Origin of the sequence: Halomonas sp. A3H3, assembly GCF_000982975.1 — a bacterium.
GTDB classification, from domain to species: domain Bacteria; phylum Pseudomonadota; class Gammaproteobacteria; order Pseudomonadales; family Halomonadaceae; genus Vreelandella; species Vreelandella titanicae.
Window position 1 is genome coordinate 3,926,645 of record NZ_HG423343.1, and the last position, 14,723, is coordinate 3,941,367.

16 protein-coding genes and 4 tRNA genes are annotated in these 14,723 nt (G+C 55.0%); 8 read left to right on the top strand and 12 right to left on the bottom strand.

What is annotated here, in order from left to right; translation table 11 throughout:
- Positions 1-69: 69 nt before the first annotated feature.
- Complete coding sequence (locus HALA3H3_RS17690) at positions 70-351, bottom strand: ComEA family DNA-binding protein (RefSeq protein ID WP_022522901.1); 282 nt, start codon at positions 349-351, stop codon at positions 70-72.
- A gap of 271 nt (positions 352-622) precedes the next feature.
- On the opposite strand from HALA3H3_RS17690, the gene pyrF reads away from it, so the two are divergent.
- Complete coding sequence (gene pyrF, locus HALA3H3_RS17695) at positions 623-1,324, top strand: orotidine-5'-phosphate decarboxylase (protein WP_022522902.1); 702 nt, start codon at positions 623-625, stop codon at positions 1,322-1,324.
- A gap of 30 nt (positions 1,325-1,354) precedes the next feature.
- On the opposite strand, the gene lapB is transcribed toward pyrF, so the two are convergent.
- From lapB to HALA3H3_RS17710, 3 genes are all read right to left on the bottom strand, one after another.
- Positions 1,355-2,560, bottom strand: coding sequence for a lipopolysaccharide assembly protein LapB (gene lapB / locus HALA3H3_RS17700; protein ID WP_009288003.1), 1,206 nt, complete (start codon positions 2,558-2,560; stop codon positions 1,355-1,357).
- A complete protein-coding gene (locus HALA3H3_RS17705; protein ID WP_022522903.1) occupies positions 2,561-2,866 on the bottom strand; it encodes a LapA family protein in 306 nt (101 codons plus the stop codon). It abuts the gene before it with no gap.
- An 89-nt stretch (positions 2,867-2,955) separates the two neighbouring features.
- A complete protein-coding gene (locus HALA3H3_RS17710; RefSeq protein ID WP_008959540.1) occupies positions 2,956-3,252 on the bottom strand; it encodes an integration host factor subunit beta in 297 nt (98 codons plus the stop codon).
- Between the two features lie 206 nt (positions 3,253-3,458).
- Here HALA3H3_RS17710 and HALA3H3_RS17715 point away from each other — a divergent pair, with 206 nt between their 5' ends.
- The gene (locus tag HALA3H3_RS17715) at positions 3,459-3,752 is read left to right on the top strand and encodes an FAD assembly factor SdhE (RefSeq protein ID WP_022522904.1); all 294 of its coding nucleotides are present in this window, start codon (positions 3,459-3,461) and stop codon (positions 3,750-3,752) included.
- Positions 3,712-4,140 carry a hypothetical protein gene (locus tag HALA3H3_RS27445; RefSeq protein ID WP_022522905.1) on the top strand — a complete coding sequence of 143 codons (429 nt, stop codon included), beginning with the start codon at positions 3,712-3,714 and terminating at the stop codon, positions 4,138-4,140. The genes HALA3H3_RS17715 and HALA3H3_RS27445 overlap by 41 nt, the downstream gene beginning before the upstream one ends.
- On the opposite strand, the gene nadB is transcribed toward HALA3H3_RS27445, so the two are convergent.
- From nadB to uvrY, 7 genes are all read right to left on the bottom strand, one after another.
- Positions 4,137-5,744: an L-aspartate oxidase gene (gene nadB / locus HALA3H3_RS17725; protein WP_022522906.1), complete on the bottom strand. Its 1,608-nt coding sequence runs from the start codon at positions 5,742-5,744 to the stop codon at positions 4,137-4,139. The two genes, HALA3H3_RS27445 and nadB, sit on opposite strands and share 4 nt — an antisense overlap.
- Positions 5,745-6,014: 270 nt before the next feature.
- A tRNA-Leu gene (locus HALA3H3_RS17730) sits at positions 6,015-6,101 on the bottom strand.
- 68 nt (positions 6,102-6,169) lie between these two features.
- A tRNA-Cys gene (locus HALA3H3_RS17735) sits at positions 6,170-6,243 on the bottom strand.
- Positions 6,244-6,329: 86 nt separating this feature from the next.
- Positions 6,330-6,404: transfer RNA gene (locus HALA3H3_RS17740), tRNA-Gly, on the bottom strand.
- Between the two features lie 84 nt (positions 6,405-6,488).
- Positions 6,489-7,037 (bottom strand): CDP-diacylglycerol--glycerol-3-phosphate 3-phosphatidyltransferase, encoded by a 549-nt coding sequence (gene pgsA, locus HALA3H3_RS17745; protein ID WP_022522907.1) that lies wholly within the window; start codon positions 7,035-7,037, stop codon positions 6,489-6,491.
- Between the two features lie 95 nt (positions 7,038-7,132).
- Complete coding sequence (gene uvrC / locus HALA3H3_RS17750; RefSeq protein ID WP_009288006.1) at positions 7,133-8,947, bottom strand: excinuclease ABC subunit UvrC; 1,815 nt, start codon at positions 8,945-8,947, stop codon at positions 7,133-7,135.
- A gap of 41 nt (positions 8,948-8,988) precedes the next feature.
- A complete protein-coding gene (uvrY, locus tag HALA3H3_RS17755; protein WP_009288007.1) occupies positions 8,989-9,639 on the bottom strand; it encodes a UvrY/SirA/GacA family response regulator transcription factor in 651 nt (216 codons plus the stop codon).
- A gap of 196 nt (positions 9,640-9,835) precedes the next feature.
- On the opposite strand from uvrY, the gene HALA3H3_RS17760 reads away from it, so the two are divergent.
- Positions 9,836-9,911: transfer RNA gene (locus HALA3H3_RS17760), tRNA-Ala, on the top strand.
- 73 nt (positions 9,912-9,984) lie between these two features.
- On the opposite strand, the gene argF is transcribed toward HALA3H3_RS17760, so the two are convergent.
- The gene (gene argF / locus HALA3H3_RS17765) at positions 9,985-10,905 is read right to left on the bottom strand and encodes an ornithine carbamoyltransferase (RefSeq protein ID WP_009288008.1); all 921 of its coding nucleotides are present in this window, start codon (positions 10,903-10,905) and stop codon (positions 9,985-9,987) included.
- A gap of 261 nt (positions 10,906-11,166) precedes the next feature.
- Between argF and grxD the strand changes: the two genes are divergently transcribed.
- The 4 genes from grxD to recR all read left to right on the top strand — a co-directional run bounded on the left by grxD (position 11,167) and on the right by recR (position 14,709).
- Positions 11,167-11,517, top strand: a complete 351-nt coding sequence (gene grxD, locus HALA3H3_RS17770; RefSeq protein WP_022522910.1) for a Grx4 family monothiol glutaredoxin — start codon at positions 11,167-11,169, stop codon at positions 11,515-11,517.
- Between the two features lie 162 nt (positions 11,518-11,679).
- Positions 11,680-13,698: a DNA polymerase III subunit gamma/tau gene (gene dnaX / locus HALA3H3_RS17775; protein WP_022522911.1), complete on the top strand. Its 2,019-nt coding sequence runs from the start codon at positions 11,680-11,682 to the stop codon at positions 13,696-13,698.
- Positions 13,699-13,773: 75 nt separating this feature from the next.
- A complete protein-coding gene (locus HALA3H3_RS17780) occupies positions 13,774-14,100 on the top strand; it encodes a YbaB/EbfC family nucleoid-associated protein (RefSeq protein WP_022522912.1) in 327 nt (108 codons plus the stop codon).
- A 3-nt stretch (positions 14,101-14,103) separates the two neighbouring features.
- Positions 14,104-14,709 carry a recombination mediator RecR gene (gene recR / locus HALA3H3_RS17785; RefSeq protein ID WP_009288010.1) on the top strand — a complete coding sequence of 202 codons (606 nt, stop codon included), beginning with the start codon at positions 14,104-14,106 and terminating at the stop codon, positions 14,707-14,709.
- Positions 14,710-14,723 lie beyond the last annotated feature (14 nt).

Consider the following 14,723-nt stretch of genomic DNA (forward strand, 5'->3'; position numbering starts at 1 on the left):
TTCACAGTGCCCGGTGCTTATACACACCGGGCACTGTGGTGTTAACGAGCGACATGCTCTCCAATGAGGCTATTCAAATGTCACTTGATCGCGCATGCGGTCAACGGTGGCAGGCCCAATGCCGCTGACGCGCTCAAGATCTGCAGCGCTTTCAAAGACGCCGTTGGTTTCGCGCTCTTCAATGATCGCGTCGGCTCGGCTGGGGCCGATCCCTGGTAGTTCGGCCAGCAGTTCAGCATCGGCAGTATTGACGTTAATCGGGGCTACATCTTGTGCCAGCACGCCACTGGAAAGCCCTAAGCTAATGCTAAACAGTAGTGCGGCCAGCATTCCTTTAAGTGTCATTTTCATATGCAATGATCCTTTTAATAGCGTTGGTTTTTTGTGTTTACACATGCGACGTCGTGTAGAGGTTTCTACCTGTGCCCGCGTTATCAGTGGGCAAGATAAACGCCGCTGCACTTGTTAACTTAGCCTTATTTAAAGCGTGTTTATGTCAGCGATATATGACAGCAGTTGTAAGATTTTAGCTATGGATATATGGCAAATGGCTTACATGATGAGGGCGCGAGGAGTAGGGAGAGGCTGATATAATGGTCAAAAACGTACTTGGAGTAACGTTGTGGTCACCGATTCCCCGATTATTATTGCCCTTGATTACCCGTCGCTAGACGCCGCGCTATGCATGTCTGATCAGTTGGATCCCACCCGATGCCGTGTGAAAGTGGGTAAAGAACTGTTCACCCGTAGCGGCCCGGCAGTGCTTGAGGCGCTGCATGGGCGCGGGTTTGAGGTGTTTTTGGATCTTAAATTCCACGATATTCCCAATACCGTTGCCAGCGCTGTGCAGGCGGCGGCGGAGCAGGGCGTGTGGATGGTCAACGTACATGCCAGCGGTGGGCGGCGGATGATGGAGGCGGCCGTGCAACGTCTGGATCAGAATGCCTTAACGACCCATCTAATCGCCGTTACCGTATTGACCAGTATGCAGACCGATGATTTGGCAGAGCTGGGTATTAAGGCACCACTCGCCGATCACGTGGAGCGCTTAGCGCTGCTGGCGAAGCAGAGTGGCTTACAAGGAGTGGTCTGCTCGGCCCAGGAGTCTGCGCGAATCAAAACGCTATGCGGTGAGTCGTTCTTGAAAGTGACCCCTGGTATTCGGCCAAGTTTTGCAGTCGCTAATGACCAACAGCGGACGATGGGCCCCAGTGAGGCTATGGCTGCGGGAAGCAGCCACCTGGTCATTGGTCGCCCCGTCACTCAGGCTGACGACCCCATGGTAGCGCTTGAGGCGATTGAGGCGGAGCTAGAGGGGCACTAAATATTTCTGCATACCTTAGCTTTGCGAACACTATTCGCCCTCCACGCCAATGACCGGCTTAATCGTGCCCCAGAAGCGGCAACTGGGGCACTGCCACTGTAACGCGTCGCTAGCAAAGCCGCAGCGCTGGCAGCGATGACGCGTGCGGTTAAGCAGCAGCGCATCGGTATGATGTTTTAGTAACAGTAGGCGCGTATCCGGGGAAGGTTTTCCACTAAGGCGCTGGCTTTCAATATACAGATCGATCAAATAATCCAGCCCGCCTAAACTCGGCACGGCGCGCAATCGCTCACCAATCAACTCAATCGCTTTGTCGACGCCGTCACGCTGATGAACGAGCTGACCTAGGGCAATAATGGTACTGGTGTAAGGCGCTAGCTCAAGCAGGCGATAGAGATGCGCTTCGTAGCCGGTGTCATCATTATTGCGCATATAGGCGTGCTTAAGGGCAGGCAGCATGGTGGGGATATGCGCTATCTCCTGGCCGGGGATGTTGTCTAATCGCTCAATAGCGCGGGCATAGTGCCCGTTGTCCATCTCTAGTTCGGCCAGCATCAGGGTGGCGCGAACGCATTTCTCATCCAGCTGCAGGGCTTTTTTGAGATGCTTTTTCGCCAGAGGTCGACTGGCTTCACTAATTTCTTCCAGTGCCAGCTCGCATAGCCAGTGCGCCGCGGGGCGACGCATCTTAGGATACTGTTTAAGCAGCGGCTGAATAACGTCAAGGGCTTGCTGCCACGCTTTTTCACGCTCTAATAAGTCGACGAGCAGCTGTTTGGCAGCATAGCGGTGATCATCATCACCGCTATGCTCCAGCAGGGTATTGAGTAGCCGCTGGGCGCGGTCATGAACACCAAGCGCCATAAAATCCCGAGCAAGTTCAAGCTGGATCTGTTCGTTGGTGTGCTGCGAAAGGGCTGGGCGAGCCAATAGGTTTTGGTGAATGCTAACGGCTTTGTCGGCCTCGCCGCGGGCACGAAACAGCTTGCCGAGGGCGATATGGGTGTGAACCGTGTCACTGTTGACCGCTAGCACGTTGATAAAAGTATTGATCGCTTCGTCGGGCTGCTCATTAAGCAGGTAATTAAGCCCGACGAAGTAGTCCCGGGAGAGGCCTTGAGACGAGGCCGCAGGCGGATGGGTGCGATGTCGGCGGCGTAAGGCTTGGCGATAACCTAACCCGTAACCAATGGCAATGGCGACCAACAGTACGCTTAGCAGCGCGACATCCAGCATTTATGCCAGTTCCTTAAACTCCTGGGTGCGTAGGCTATCGAGCTCTTTACGCTGCTGCTTATTCTGGCGCTGGCTGCGGGCCAGGGTGGCTTTTAACCGCACGTAGGCACCTAGCATGGCGAGCATGCCGAGTATGACGCCAAACACCAGGGTCGCGAGTAGCCAAACCGAGAGTGATACCGCTGGCAGCTCCAGCCAGATAAGGTTTAAGGCAATGGTTTGCTGATTATTAACGGCAAACAGAATGCCTACCAGCACTACTATCAGCAAAATAACGGCTAAAATCAGCCCTTTGATCCAACGCATGTGAGTTTCCTAGTCTGTGACGTTCACGGTAGCGCTATTGTGTACGACTCAAGCAGCGACGTCATCCCACAGAAATTAATAGTCGCGTTTTAGTAGCCTAGTGCTCTACTTGCGTCTACCTGCTCGCGTAGCTCCTTGCCAGGCTTGAAGTGCGGCACATACTTACCTTCCAAATCGACTGCATCGCCTGTTTTTGGGTTGCGCCCTACCCGCGGCTCCCGATAGTGCAGTGAAAAACTGCCGAAACCACGGATTTCAACGCGACCGCCGCTAGCTAGAGAATCCGTCATGTCGTCCAGGATAATACGCACCGCCGTTTCAACATCTTTGGCGGATAACTCCGGCTGACGCATCGCAATTTGTTCGATTAATTCAGATTTAGTCATCGGTTGGCTCCCTGCGAACATTGAAGGCCGTGACGCGCTCTCGACCTCGCTAACATCAAATTCAGCATACTGCGCAATTCAGTATAAAACAATTCAGATAAAACAAGGTTCTACACTCTTTAATAGCATAGGCGATGGAGGGCGCTGGCGCGACCCCACAGCTTAGGTATACTGGCCTTTCATTTATATAACTGGAGCGGCTGACGTTGAACGACGATAATTCCCCAGCAGCCATTTTGCGCAAACGGCTTTACTGGCACTCCCGGCGCGGTATGTGGGAGCTTGACCTGCTGCTTATTCCATTTCTTGAACAGCGTTTTGACCATCTTGGCGAAGCGGATCAACTGGCCTACCAGCAGCTCATTGAAGGCGAGGATCAGGATCTTTTTGTCTGGCTGATGCACCGAGAGTGGCCCGAGGAGCCTAGCCAGCGGCGTATCGTACAAATGATCGTTGAACATGCTGAAACCACCGATAATTCTGCCTATCGTACCCTCTAAGTATTGGCTACTAGCCCAATGTGGGCTGTTGATCGGGATAGTAGCGCTGAGCTATTGGATAGGGGGCACGCCAGCGGCGGTGGCGATAACGGTGTTAGGCGTTGTCCTTGGATGGCGCGGCTATCTTCGTCAACCCAAAGGCGTGCTCTCGCTTACGTCGACGGTGCCACAAGTTCAAGGTCGTTGGCTGCGCGAGTCGCAGTCTGAAGAGGGGGCTCTCACGCGAAATGAGGCTCTGGGCGATACGGATCGAGTACGCTGTGACTATCTAGGGCCCTGGTTAATAGGGCTTTATGTGGGTAAGCAGCGGGTTTGGCTCTGGCCTGATAGCGCGCCTCAACAAAGCTTGCGTGAGGTGCGCAAGCTCTTTCATCGTCCGGGCCGCTAGCGGTTTGTTGCTAACGCGTCTGTTAAGTCGTTCATCGCAAGCGAAGAAGCAACGGCTTCAGGCTGCCGGCTAGGCCAGTCGGTGGAGTAATGCAGTCCGCGTGACTCATGCCGCTGCTGAGCGGCGAGAACAGTCAATAGTGCTAGCTGTAGGGTCTGGTGCAGGCGTTTGCCTTCCGGGGCTGTTAGGGCTCCCTGAATCTCTTCCACGCTGTTTAGCAGTGACTTCAAGTGCGTCAGGGCAGTACTTAGCCCGGTGGCGCTGCGCACAATGGAGACATGCTGGCTCATGGTGGTGCGCATTTGTTGGCGTATATCGCTGAGCACTGCCTTGGGTAAGACAGCCGCCGCAGCCTGCGCCGGGGGCTGAAATCCGCTACCGCTGGTCGTTTGGCCGTGCTGTTCCACGTCGGCTAACAGCGCTTGTGCACAGCTGCGGGCAAATACCAAGCACTCTAACAGCGAGTTGCTGGCCATACGGTTGGCGCCATGAAGCCCCGTGCAGGCGGTTTCACCGATGGCATAGAGGTTGGCAACGCTCGTGGCGCCTTGCAAGTTGGTGGCGACACCGCCGCAGCTATAATGGGCGGCAGGCACCACGGGGATAGCCTGCTGGGTGATATCAATCCCCCGGCAGGCACAGTGCGCCAGAATAGTGGGGAAGTGGTGGCGAATTGCCTTTTCACCTAAATGGCGAATATCCAACCACACGTGGCCCAGAGCGCTGCACTGTATTTCGGCATCAATGGCGCGGGCGACGACATCCCGCGGGGCTAGCTCCGCACGCTTATCCAGCGCCAACATGAAACGCTCTCCCGCCTCATTGAGCAGATGCCCGCCTTCACCACGAACCGCCTCACTTATCAAAAACGCCGGGCCTTCGGGGTCAAACAGGCAGGTTGGATGAAACTGTTGAAACTCTAGATTCATTAACCGAGCACCCAGCTCTGCAGCCATCATCATGCCTTCGCCGCTACTGGGAGCGGGCGTAGTGGTGTGGCGGTAAAGGCCGCTTGCGCCGCCGGTTGCCAATACGGTTTGGCGCGCAGTGAGCGAGTGCCACTGGTGGTTGGCATCGCTGCCATAGGCGCCGCGGCAGGCACCTTGGGAATCTTGTAGCAGACCAACCACCGTTAGGTCGTTGCGCTGGGTGATATTGGGGTGCTGTGCTACTTTGGCTACAAGCGTATCCACCACGGCGCGGCCGGTGGCATCATCCGCGTGGATAATCCGACGTGCGTTGTGGCCGCCTTCTCGGGTTAAATGATATGGGTAACGTGCTGCAGGGTCGTTCTCGGGGGTAAAGGGAACGCCCTGATCAATCAACCACTGAATAGCGGCGGGCCCATGGGTAACGGTAAAGCGAACGGCCTCGATATCGCATAGACCATCGCCAGCCACCAAGGTGTCATTGATATGCGCGTCGAGGTCGTCATCAGGCGAGAGCACGGCGGCAATGCCGCCTTGAGCCCAGCGGCTGGCGCCTTGATCATCTTGTGCAGGGCGAACCAGCGTCACTGACCTGTGATCAGCCACTTCCAAGGCAAGGGTGAGCCCAGCGACGCCGCCGCCAATGATAAGTACATCGGATGTTGGCGTGCTCATGGTGCCCGCTCCCTCTTGATACTGATCGAAATATTGCAAACCCTAAACGTCACTAGCTTCGTCGCGCGCGAAAAGTTAGAAGGCAGGCATCATAGCGCGGCGATTAGCGTTTAGCGATGCTTTGGCTTAAGAAATGAGTGATATTCGGGGAGACAATTGCGCGATGTTCAAGTACGCGAATAGGCGCAGTAAAAGGCTTCGTAAAGAAAGCCGATACAGGAAATAAATGACTGAAGAAGAAAAGCTGGAGGGGAAGTAAAACAACAGAAGTGGTGCCCGGAGCCGGACTTGAACCGGCACGGGGTTGCCCCCGAGAGATTTTAAGTCTCTTGCGTCTACCGATTTCGCCATCCGGGCTATACATCACAAAAAATCACATCGCAATGCTGTTTCGTGCTGCTTAAAACACCACTGCTACACAAAGATGGAGGCTGGAGTCGGAATCGAACCGGCGTACACGGAGTTGCAGTCCGCTGCATAACCACTCTGCCATCCAGCCTCAAAAGTCGTTGGAGCGGGAAAGGAGATTCGATCGGACTGGCGCACCAGCTCACGACCCTAGCCTTCAATACCACACATCCAAAATGGAGCGGGAAAGGAGATTCGAACTCCCGACCCTCGCCTTGGCAAGGCGATGCTCTACCACTGAGCTATTCCCGCTCGACTCGAGGGCGAATTATACGGATCGCCACCGTGTTGTCAATCAATGAATTAGCGTGTGTTCCTTATTTACTTATCAGCAGCTTACATGGAGCGGCTAAGATGCGGCCAGGCGGCTTTTAGGTACTGAATCATCGACCACAGCGTTAGGATAGCGGCGGTATATAGTACTACAACGCCTAACAGCGTAAATTCGTGCGTCGGTGGAAGCGCCAGCAAGATCAGCAGTGACACCATTTGCAGAGTGGTTTTAAGCTTGCCTATCCAAGAAACCGCCACCATGCCGCGTTTGCCCATTTCAGCCATCCACTCACGCAGCGCCGAAATGACAATTTCCCGGCCGATAATCACCAGCGCAGGGAGCGTCAGCACCAGGGTGTCGTAACGCTCGATCAATAGCGCTAGGGCGACGACCACCATGAGTTTGTCAGCCACTGGGTCTAAAAAAGCGCCAAAAGGCGTTGACTGATTCCAGCGTCGCGCTAAATAGCCATCCAGCCAGTCGGTAATGGAGGCCAGACCAAATAGACCGGCCGCCACGGGCATGCTCCAACTGAAGGGTAGATAAAACAGCACCACTAGCAGCGGAATAAAGGCGATTCTCGCCAGTGTCAGTATGTTGGGTATATTCATCGCAGAGAGCGATCCTTGCCGGAAAATCAGAGGATTCGAAGTGTCTGGCCTCATTCTATCCCCCTTGGCCGATGGCATCCATGCCAAACGGGCGTTTATCCGTTGAGTGCTCGGTAAATACTCTCGGCTAACGACGCATTAATGCCCGGTACGCGAGCGAGTTCATCGCGGCTGGCCTTTTGCACGCCCTGCAGGCCGCCGAAAAAGCGCAGTAATTCCCGTCGACGTTTGGGGCCAATGCCGGGGATATCTTGTAGGGTTGAAGTGCGTCGCGCTTTATCGCGCTGAGCGCGGTGGCCAGCAATGGCAAAACGGTGTGATTCATCACGAATATGCTGGATCAAGTGTAGGGCGGGGGAGGCAGGGTCCAAATCTAGCGGATTGTCCGCTGTTTCCACAAACAGGCTTTCAAGCCCCGCCTTACGCGTGGTGCCTTTGGCGACACCCAATAGAATGATGTTGACGATGTCGAGTTCTTTAAACACCTCGCGGGCCATATTGAGCTGGCCCTTGCCACCGTCGACGATCAGGATGTCAGGGGCGACTGCTTCACCGCTTTTCACGCGCTTAAGGCGTCGGGTTAGGGCCTGCTGCATGGCAGCGTAGTCATCACCGGCGGCTACCCCTTCAATGCGGAAATGGCGGTAATCGCTTTTGCGTGGGCCTTGATGATCAAACACCACGCAGGAGGCAACGGTCGCCTCGCCGTGGCTATGGCTGATGTCGAAACACTCCAGGCGTTGCGGTGTGTCCGCTAAGCCCAGCGCTTTCTGCAGGGCGGTAAAGCGTTGAGTGAGCTGGGTTTGGTTGGCCAGTTGAGAGGCTAGCTGCTGCTCAGCGTTGGTAATGGCGAGCTGTTGCCACTGGGCGCGGTGGCCGCGCACTTGGCTGGTAACGCGAATGCGCTTGCCCGCCTGCTGGGTCAGCGCTTCGGCAATCAGCTCGCTGTCGTCTAACGGGTGGCTGGTAATCACTTCGCTGGGCACGTTGTGCGGTTGACCGAAATAGTATTGGCTGACTACTTCGGTGAGCAGCGTTTCAAGCGGTAGATCCAGATCGTTTTTCGGCGTGTGATGACGCGCCCCCAGCAGGCGACCATCGCGCACGCTCAACACCGAAACGCCCAGTGCACCGGGGCGCTGGGCGAGGGCGAAAATATCCGCATCACCGCCGCCGGTGTCGACAAACTGGCGTTGCTGAAGCTGGCGCAGTTGCTGAACCTGGTCGCGAAGACGGGCGGCCTCCTCGAAGTTGAGTGCCTGGCTGGCCTTTTCCATCGCCTCCATCAGTTCTTGAGTAACACTCTCACTTTTGCCTTCCAGGCACATCACTGCGTGTTCGAGGTCGCGGCGGTAGTCTTCGGCGGAGATATAGTCGACGCAGGGAGCGCTACAGCGATGAATCTGATACTGCAAGCAGGGGCGTGAGCGATGGGCAAAGACGCTGTCCTCGCAGTTGCGAATATGAAATATCTTTTGCATCAGCGCCAAGCTTTCACGCACGGCTCCGCTGCTAGGGTAGGGGCCTAGGTAGCGACCATCGTCGCTGCGCTGACGGGCGCGCTTATACTCAAGTGCCGGGTAAGGATGGCGGTCGGTGACAAAGACAAACGGGTAGGACTTATCGTCGCGCAGTAAAATGTTATAAGGCGGACGCAATTGTTTGATCAGCGTCTGTTCGAGCAGAAGGGCTTCAGTTTCCGTGCGGGTGACGGTGACCTGAACGTCGGCGATACGCCCCACCATGGCCTGGGTTTTGGTATTCAGTTGACCACGGAAATAGCTGGCTAGGCGTGCCTTTAAGCGCTTGGCTTTGCCCACATAGAGCGTATTGCTTTGCTCATCAAGCATGCGGTAAACCCCTGGCGAGGAGCTTACCGAGCTCAAGAACTGTTTTGAATCAAAGGTCATATTAGCGTGTCGGTACCCGATAACAGCAGGGAAGATAGGGGTTATATTTGGGTGGCGTCAAACCCCTCGACCAGCCCGTGACGGAGCGCTAAGTGAGTAAGCTCGACGTCGGTGGCAACCTGTAGTTTATCAAAGAGTCGGTAACGATAGGTGTTTACCGTTTTAGGGCTTAAGTGCAGGCGATCGGAGATATCTTGCACTCGCTGGCAGTTAACGATCATCAGGGCAATCTGTAGCTCACGGTGGGAGAGGTGGCTAAACGGATTATCTTCCTCGGTGAAGTGCGAAAGCGCCAGGCGTTGGGCAATTTCCTGACTGACATAGCGGCGGCCATGAAACACTTGGCGAATGGCATCGGTCATTTCTATCGCATCTGCACCTTTGCTTAAAAAGCCTGAAGCACCTGCTTCAAGCATGCGGCGCAGCACGCTGTCTTCCATATGCGCGGTCAAGATCAAGACCTTCACGTCTTCCATGTTGCGGTGAATGCGTCGAGTGGCTTCGAGCCCGCCTATGCCCGGCATGCGAATATCCATCAACACGATGTCGGGTTTTAAATGGCGACACTGTGTTACTGCACTTTCGCCATCGTCGACCTCGCCCACAATTTTAATGTCACACTCTTCATTTAGCAGGTGAGCAATGCTAGTTCTTACTAGGTGATGATCATCGGCGATAAGTACACTGATCAATGGACAGGCTCCTGCTTGGAAACATCATGGACTCAGGCGTTGGCCTTGGACACTACTCTATCTTGTTAACTATATGTGCATATAGAGTGCCACAGCTAACGACAAAGGAGAATTAGTTGTCCGCTGCTGATGTAAAAACTTGACCGCGGTAAATGTTCACCGTAGTATCCGCCTCGCTGTTGGAAAGACAGCACGTGGGGCCTTAGCTCAGCTGGGAGAGCGCAACACTGGCAGTGTTGAGGTCAGCGGTTCGATCCCGCTAGGCTCCACCAACAAAAATTTCACCCAATATTAGAAAAAAGCCTCGTTGTTTAAACGAGGCTTTTTTTGTTTGCAGTAAATCGTTTATTCAGTGACCTTACCCAGAAGCAAAAATTCGATCAACGCTTTTTGTGCATGCAGGCGGTTGCCTGCTTCCTGCCAAACCACGGCACGTGGGTCGTCGAGCAGCGTGTGGCTGATCTCTTCTCCGCGATGGGCAGGCAGGCAGTGCAGGAAGAGGACGTCTTGGTCTGCCTGATCGAGCATGGCTTCAGTAACTTGGAAACCTGCGAAGTCGGCTTCACGTTTCGCCTGCTCCTCCTCTTGGCCCATGGAGGCCCAAACGTCGGTAGTGATCAGGTCGACGTGCTTTACCGCTTCCTGAGGGTCGTGCAGCAGCGTTACTTGATCGCCAGCGGCCGCCATAATATCGGCTCGGGGCTCGTAGCCTTTCGGGCAGCAAATGCGCAGATGGAAACCGAATTGGCGAGCGGCATTGATCCAGGAGTGGCACATGTTGTTACCATCACCAATCCACACTGCTGTGCGTCCCTTTACGCTGCCGCGTAGCTCAGTCCAGGTCATCACGTCGGCAAGTAGCTGGCAGGGGTGGTAGTCATCGCTTAAGGCGTTAATCACCGGTACGCTGCTGGCGCTGGCGTAGGTTTCCAGCCCAGCGTGGGAGAAGGTGCGAATCATCACCGCATCGACCATTTCAGACAGTACGCGAGCGGTGTCTTCAATTGGTTCGCCACGACCCAGCTGAGTATCGCGGGGGGAGAGAAAGAGTGCATGGCCGCCAAACTGTGCCATTCCCGTTTCAAACGAAACCCGTGTACGCGTCGATGATTTTTCAAAGATCATTGCCAGGGTACGGTTGGGGAAGGGTGTGTAAACAGGACCTTGGGCTTTTAGATTAGTTTTGATCGTAATGGCACGCTGGATCAAATAGTCCAGCTCATCTGGGGTCAAATCTAGCAAGGTCAGGAAATGGCGTGTCGCCATAAGGGCTTCTCTCCGCGCAAAAACACTATCCTAGCTATGCTGCAGGGGATGCGCAACGCGAACGGCATGCGTAGAATGCCATATACACGTTAAAGCCGAGCGCTCTACTCAGGTACTATTCTAAGTACGATTTCTTAAGTACTAGTCTCAAGTACCCATTACAAGGGCTAGGTTTAAGAACCAGGTTCTAGGGCCTGGTTCAAGGGCTAAGCCAAGTAGATGAGTGAGAGGGCATCGGTCATCAATAAGCGAGGAAATAGTATGAGCACAACTGCCGAAAACATTCAGCGTCAAATTAGCGAAAATCCGATCCTGATTTACATGAAAGGTTCGCCCCAACTGCCTCAGTGTGGGTTTTCTGCCCAGACCGTCCAAGCGCTTATGAGCTGTGGCGAGCGTTTTGCGTTCGTTAACGTTCTGGATAATCCGGATATTCGCGCCGAGCTGCCCAAGATTGCTAACTGGCCGACCTTCCCACAACTGTGGGTAGAAGGCGAGCTGGTGGGTGGTTGCGACATCGTGGTTGAGATGCATCAAAGTGGCGAGCTGGAAAAGCTAGTAAAAGCCGCTGCTGAGCGTGCTGGTGCGGCGGAAGGTGGTGATAACGCCTAGGCGTTGTCTAAAATAGCCCGCTTTATTCAGGCGGTTGGCGGGCTGCGGTGCAACCGTTAGAATGGCGTTTGTTCTCGCATCGTCTTTGTTATGCATCGTGGCCTTTGCCCCGCGCTGGCTACAGCGTGGGGCAAGTCAGCCCGCCGAAGGAAGTACAGCTTCATGAGTTATCAGGTTCTGGCCCGTAAGTGGCGGCCTCGCACATTCCACGAACTCGTGGGCCAGGCCCATGTTCAACGCGCCTTGGTCAATGCCCTGGATCAGGGTCGTTTGCATCATGCCTACCTGTTTACGGGGACTCGCGGTGTGGGCAAAACCACCTTGGCGCGTATTCTTGCCAAGTGTTTGAACTGCACGGCTAACGGACGTGGTGATGAGGGCATTACCTCTACACCGTGTGGGCAGTGCGATAGCTGTCAGGCAATTGATGAAGGGCGCTTTGTTGATCTTATTGAGGTCGATGCGGCGTCAAGAACCAAAGTAGAAGATACCCGGGAACTGCTGGACAATGTCCAGTATGCGCCTACCCAAGGGCGTTATAAGGTGTACCTGATCGATGAGGTGCACATGCTTTCCACCAGCAGTTTCAATGCGCTGCTGAAAACGCTGGAAGAGCCTCCCCCTCACGTTAAATTTCTGTTGGCGACCACCGATCCGCAAAAACTGCCGCCGACGGTACTTTCACGCTGTCTTCAATTTACCCTCAAACATATGCCACCAGAGCGCGTGGTGGAGCATCTCACCTATGTGTTGGGTGAAGAGGGCGTCGCTTTTGATGAAAGCGCCTTGTGGCTATTGGGTAAGGCGGCGGAAGGCTCAATGCGCGATGCCATGAGCCTCACCGACCAGGCTATTGCGTTTGGCCAGGGGGTCGTTCGTCATGCGGATGTGGCCGCCATGCTGGGTACCCTGGATCATCGCCATATTCTTGGGCTGGCAGAATCTCTGGCCGATGTGGATGTACAGCGCCTGCTCTCCGAAGTGGCCGAATTAGCCGAGCAAGGCCCAGACTTTGCCGCGGTGTTGGATGAGCTATCGAGCATACTGCACCGCTTGGCAGTGGCGCAGATGGTGCCGGATGCCGTGGATAACAGCCACGGTGATCGTGATGCTATCCTGCAGCTGGCAAGCCGCTTCACTGCTGAAGACATTCAGCTCTATTACCAGATTGGTATTCAGGGGCGTGGGGACATGGTGCACGCTCCTGATTTGCGCAGCGCGTTAGAGATGACGTTGCTGCGTATGTTGGCATTTCGCCCTCAGGGTGTACCGAAACCGCCGCGTACCCCGCTACCGCTTCGCCGCGAGCCTTCTCAATCGGCAGCGACCGAAACGAGTGCCCAAGTAGCAGAGACGCCATCACCGGCGCCGCAGCCCTCGCCAGCAGCTGATGCAAAGCCAGAAGTCCATTCCACACCAGGCGCTCAGCCTGAAACGCCATTAGAGCCAAGCCCTGAGCAGACAGCGTCTGCCGCTAAAGAGGAGCCGCCGCTGCAAGAGCCACCGCCTTGGGCAGTCGAAGCGGATACGCAAGCGTCTGAGGTGGAAGCTCCCCAGCAAGCCCCTGAGCCAGAGGCTATGTCTGAATCAGAACTCCTTACTGAGCCCAAGCCTGTTACTGAGCCAGTGCCAGCCTCAGCGCCTTCACCCGATGCCGCGCCCCAAACGGTGGAGCCCTCAACGGCTGCAGCGCAAGAAGCTGAACCAGAGGTCGTTCCAGGAGCCCTGTTAGAAACCCTGCCAGAAGCCTTGCCAGAAAGCCGGCCGGACATTCAGTCCGGCAAGCTGGATAATGCGCAGTGGTTGCAGTGCTTTGATTCTCTTGGCTTGGGTGGCTTAACCCGTAATTTGGCGGGCAACTGCCTGGTCGAGAGTGACGACGGTACGCTGCTTACGCTGCGCCTCGACCCCAGCCAAGAGGCCATGCAGGCGGAAGTACATCAAACCCGCATTGAGCGGGCGCTAAAAGAGCAGGGCATGCCAAGGCGAATAGCGTTTTACGTTGCCGAGTTGTCTAATAGCCTTGAGACGCCACGGCAGCGCGAAGAGCGTCTTAATAAAGAGCGTCATGCCCAGGCGGTTGATCTACTCAATCACGACCCCCATGTACAAAAGTTACAGCAGGCGTTTGGGGCAAAGCTGATAGAATCCAGCGTAAAGCCTGCCAACGCTATGCGCTAAGCTCATTTTCTAGACGCGTGATAGAAACACTCGTTTTAGCTATACCTTTTAACTACGTATGTTGGAGATCAGACCATGCTTAAAGGTGGAATGGGCAACTTAATGAAGCAAGCCCAAGAGATGCAGGAAAAAATGCAGCAAGCCCAGGAAGAGGTCGCCAAAGCCGAAGTCCAGGGTGAGGCGGGTGCCGGTATGGTCAAGGTCACCATGAACGGTCGCCATGACGTTTCAAACGTGACCATTGACCCCAGCGTCATGGAAGAGGACAAAGAGTTGCTGGAAGATTTGCTAGCCGCGGCGGTCAATGACGCAGTGCGCAAATTGGAAGTCAGTTCTAAACAGAAAATGGAAGAAGCGACGGCAGGTTTGAACCTTCCGCCCGGCTTTAAGATGCCGTTCTAAGCAATGCGTTTTTCTCCTCTCGTTGAGCAGTTAATGGATGCGTTTCGCGTATTGCCAGGCGTTGGGCCCAAAACGGCTCAGCGCATGGCGATGCATTTGCTGGAGCGTGAGCGTCCTGGAGGGCAGCGTCTGGCGGCGGTTATTCAACAAGCGATCGATGAAGTTGGATACTGCCAGCGCTGCCGCACGCTCACTGAAGCAGAGATCTGCATGCTGTGTGAAAGCCCGCGGCGCGATGATGCACTACTTTGCGTGGTGGAGTCGCCTGCCGATCAATTGGCGATTGAAGAAGCCGGTGGTTTTAAGGGGCGCTATTTTGTGCTCCACGGGCACCTTTCGCCGCTAGATGGCGTGGGGCCTGAGTCGATCGGTTTAGACTTACTGGAAGCGCGTGTTGCAGAAGGGCTCATCGAAGAGGTGGTGTTGGCGACTAACCCCACCATCGAAGGTGAAGCGACCGCCCATTATATTGCTTCGCTACTAGCAGAACACGGTGTCAAACTCTCGCGGCTTGCCTATGGCGTTCCCATGGGTGGAGAGCTGGAGTACGTAGATGGCGGCACTTTGAGCCGTGCATTTAATGGTCGCTTGCCGTTTGCCAGTGAATAAGCCTACCTAAAACG

Coding starts and splice junctions, on each gene's coding strand:
- HALA3H3_RS17690 (WP_022522901.1), bottom strand. CDS start 351: ATGAAAATGACACTTAAAGGAATGCTGGCCGCACTACTGTTTAGCATT.
- lapB (WP_009288003.1), bottom strand. CDS start 2,560: ATGCTGGATGTCGCGCTGCTAAGCGTACTGTTGGTCGCCATTGCCATT.
- HALA3H3_RS17705 (WP_022522903.1), bottom strand. CDS start 2,866: ATGCGTTGGATCAAAGGGCTGATTTTAGCCGTTATTTTGCTGATAGTA.
- HALA3H3_RS17710 (WP_008959540.1), bottom strand. CDS start 3,252: ATGACTAAATCTGAATTAATCGAACAAATTGCGATGCGTCAGCCGGAG.
- HALA3H3_RS27445 (WP_022522905.1), top strand. CDS start 3,712: ATGCTGAAACCACCGATAATTCTGCCTATCGTACCCTCTAAGTATTGG.
- nadB (WP_022522906.1), bottom strand. CDS start 5,744: ATGAGCACGCCAACATCCGATGTACTTATCATTGGCGGCGGCGTCGCT.
- pgsA (WP_022522907.1), bottom strand. CDS start 7,037: ATGAATATACCCAACATACTGACACTGGCGAGAATCGCCTTTATTCCG.
- uvrC (WP_009288006.1), bottom strand. CDS start 8,947: ATGACCTTTGATTCAAAACAGTTCTTGAGCTCGGTAAGCTCCTCGCCA.
- argF (WP_009288008.1), bottom strand. CDS start 10,905: ATGGCGACACGCCATTTCCTGACCTTGCTAGATTTGACCCCAGATGAG.
- grxD (WP_022522910.1), top strand. CDS start 11,167: ATGAGCACAACTGCCGAAAACATTCAGCGTCAAATTAGCGAAAATCCG.
- dnaX (WP_022522911.1), top strand. CDS start 11,680: ATGAGTTATCAGGTTCTGGCCCGTAAGTGGCGGCCTCGCACATTCCAC.
- HALA3H3_RS17780 (WP_022522912.1), top strand. CDS start 13,774: ATGCTTAAAGGTGGAATGGGCAACTTAATGAAGCAAGCCCAAGAGATG.
- recR (WP_009288010.1), top strand. CDS start 14,104: ATGCGTTTTTCTCCTCTCGTTGAGCAGTTAATGGATGCGTTTCGCGTA.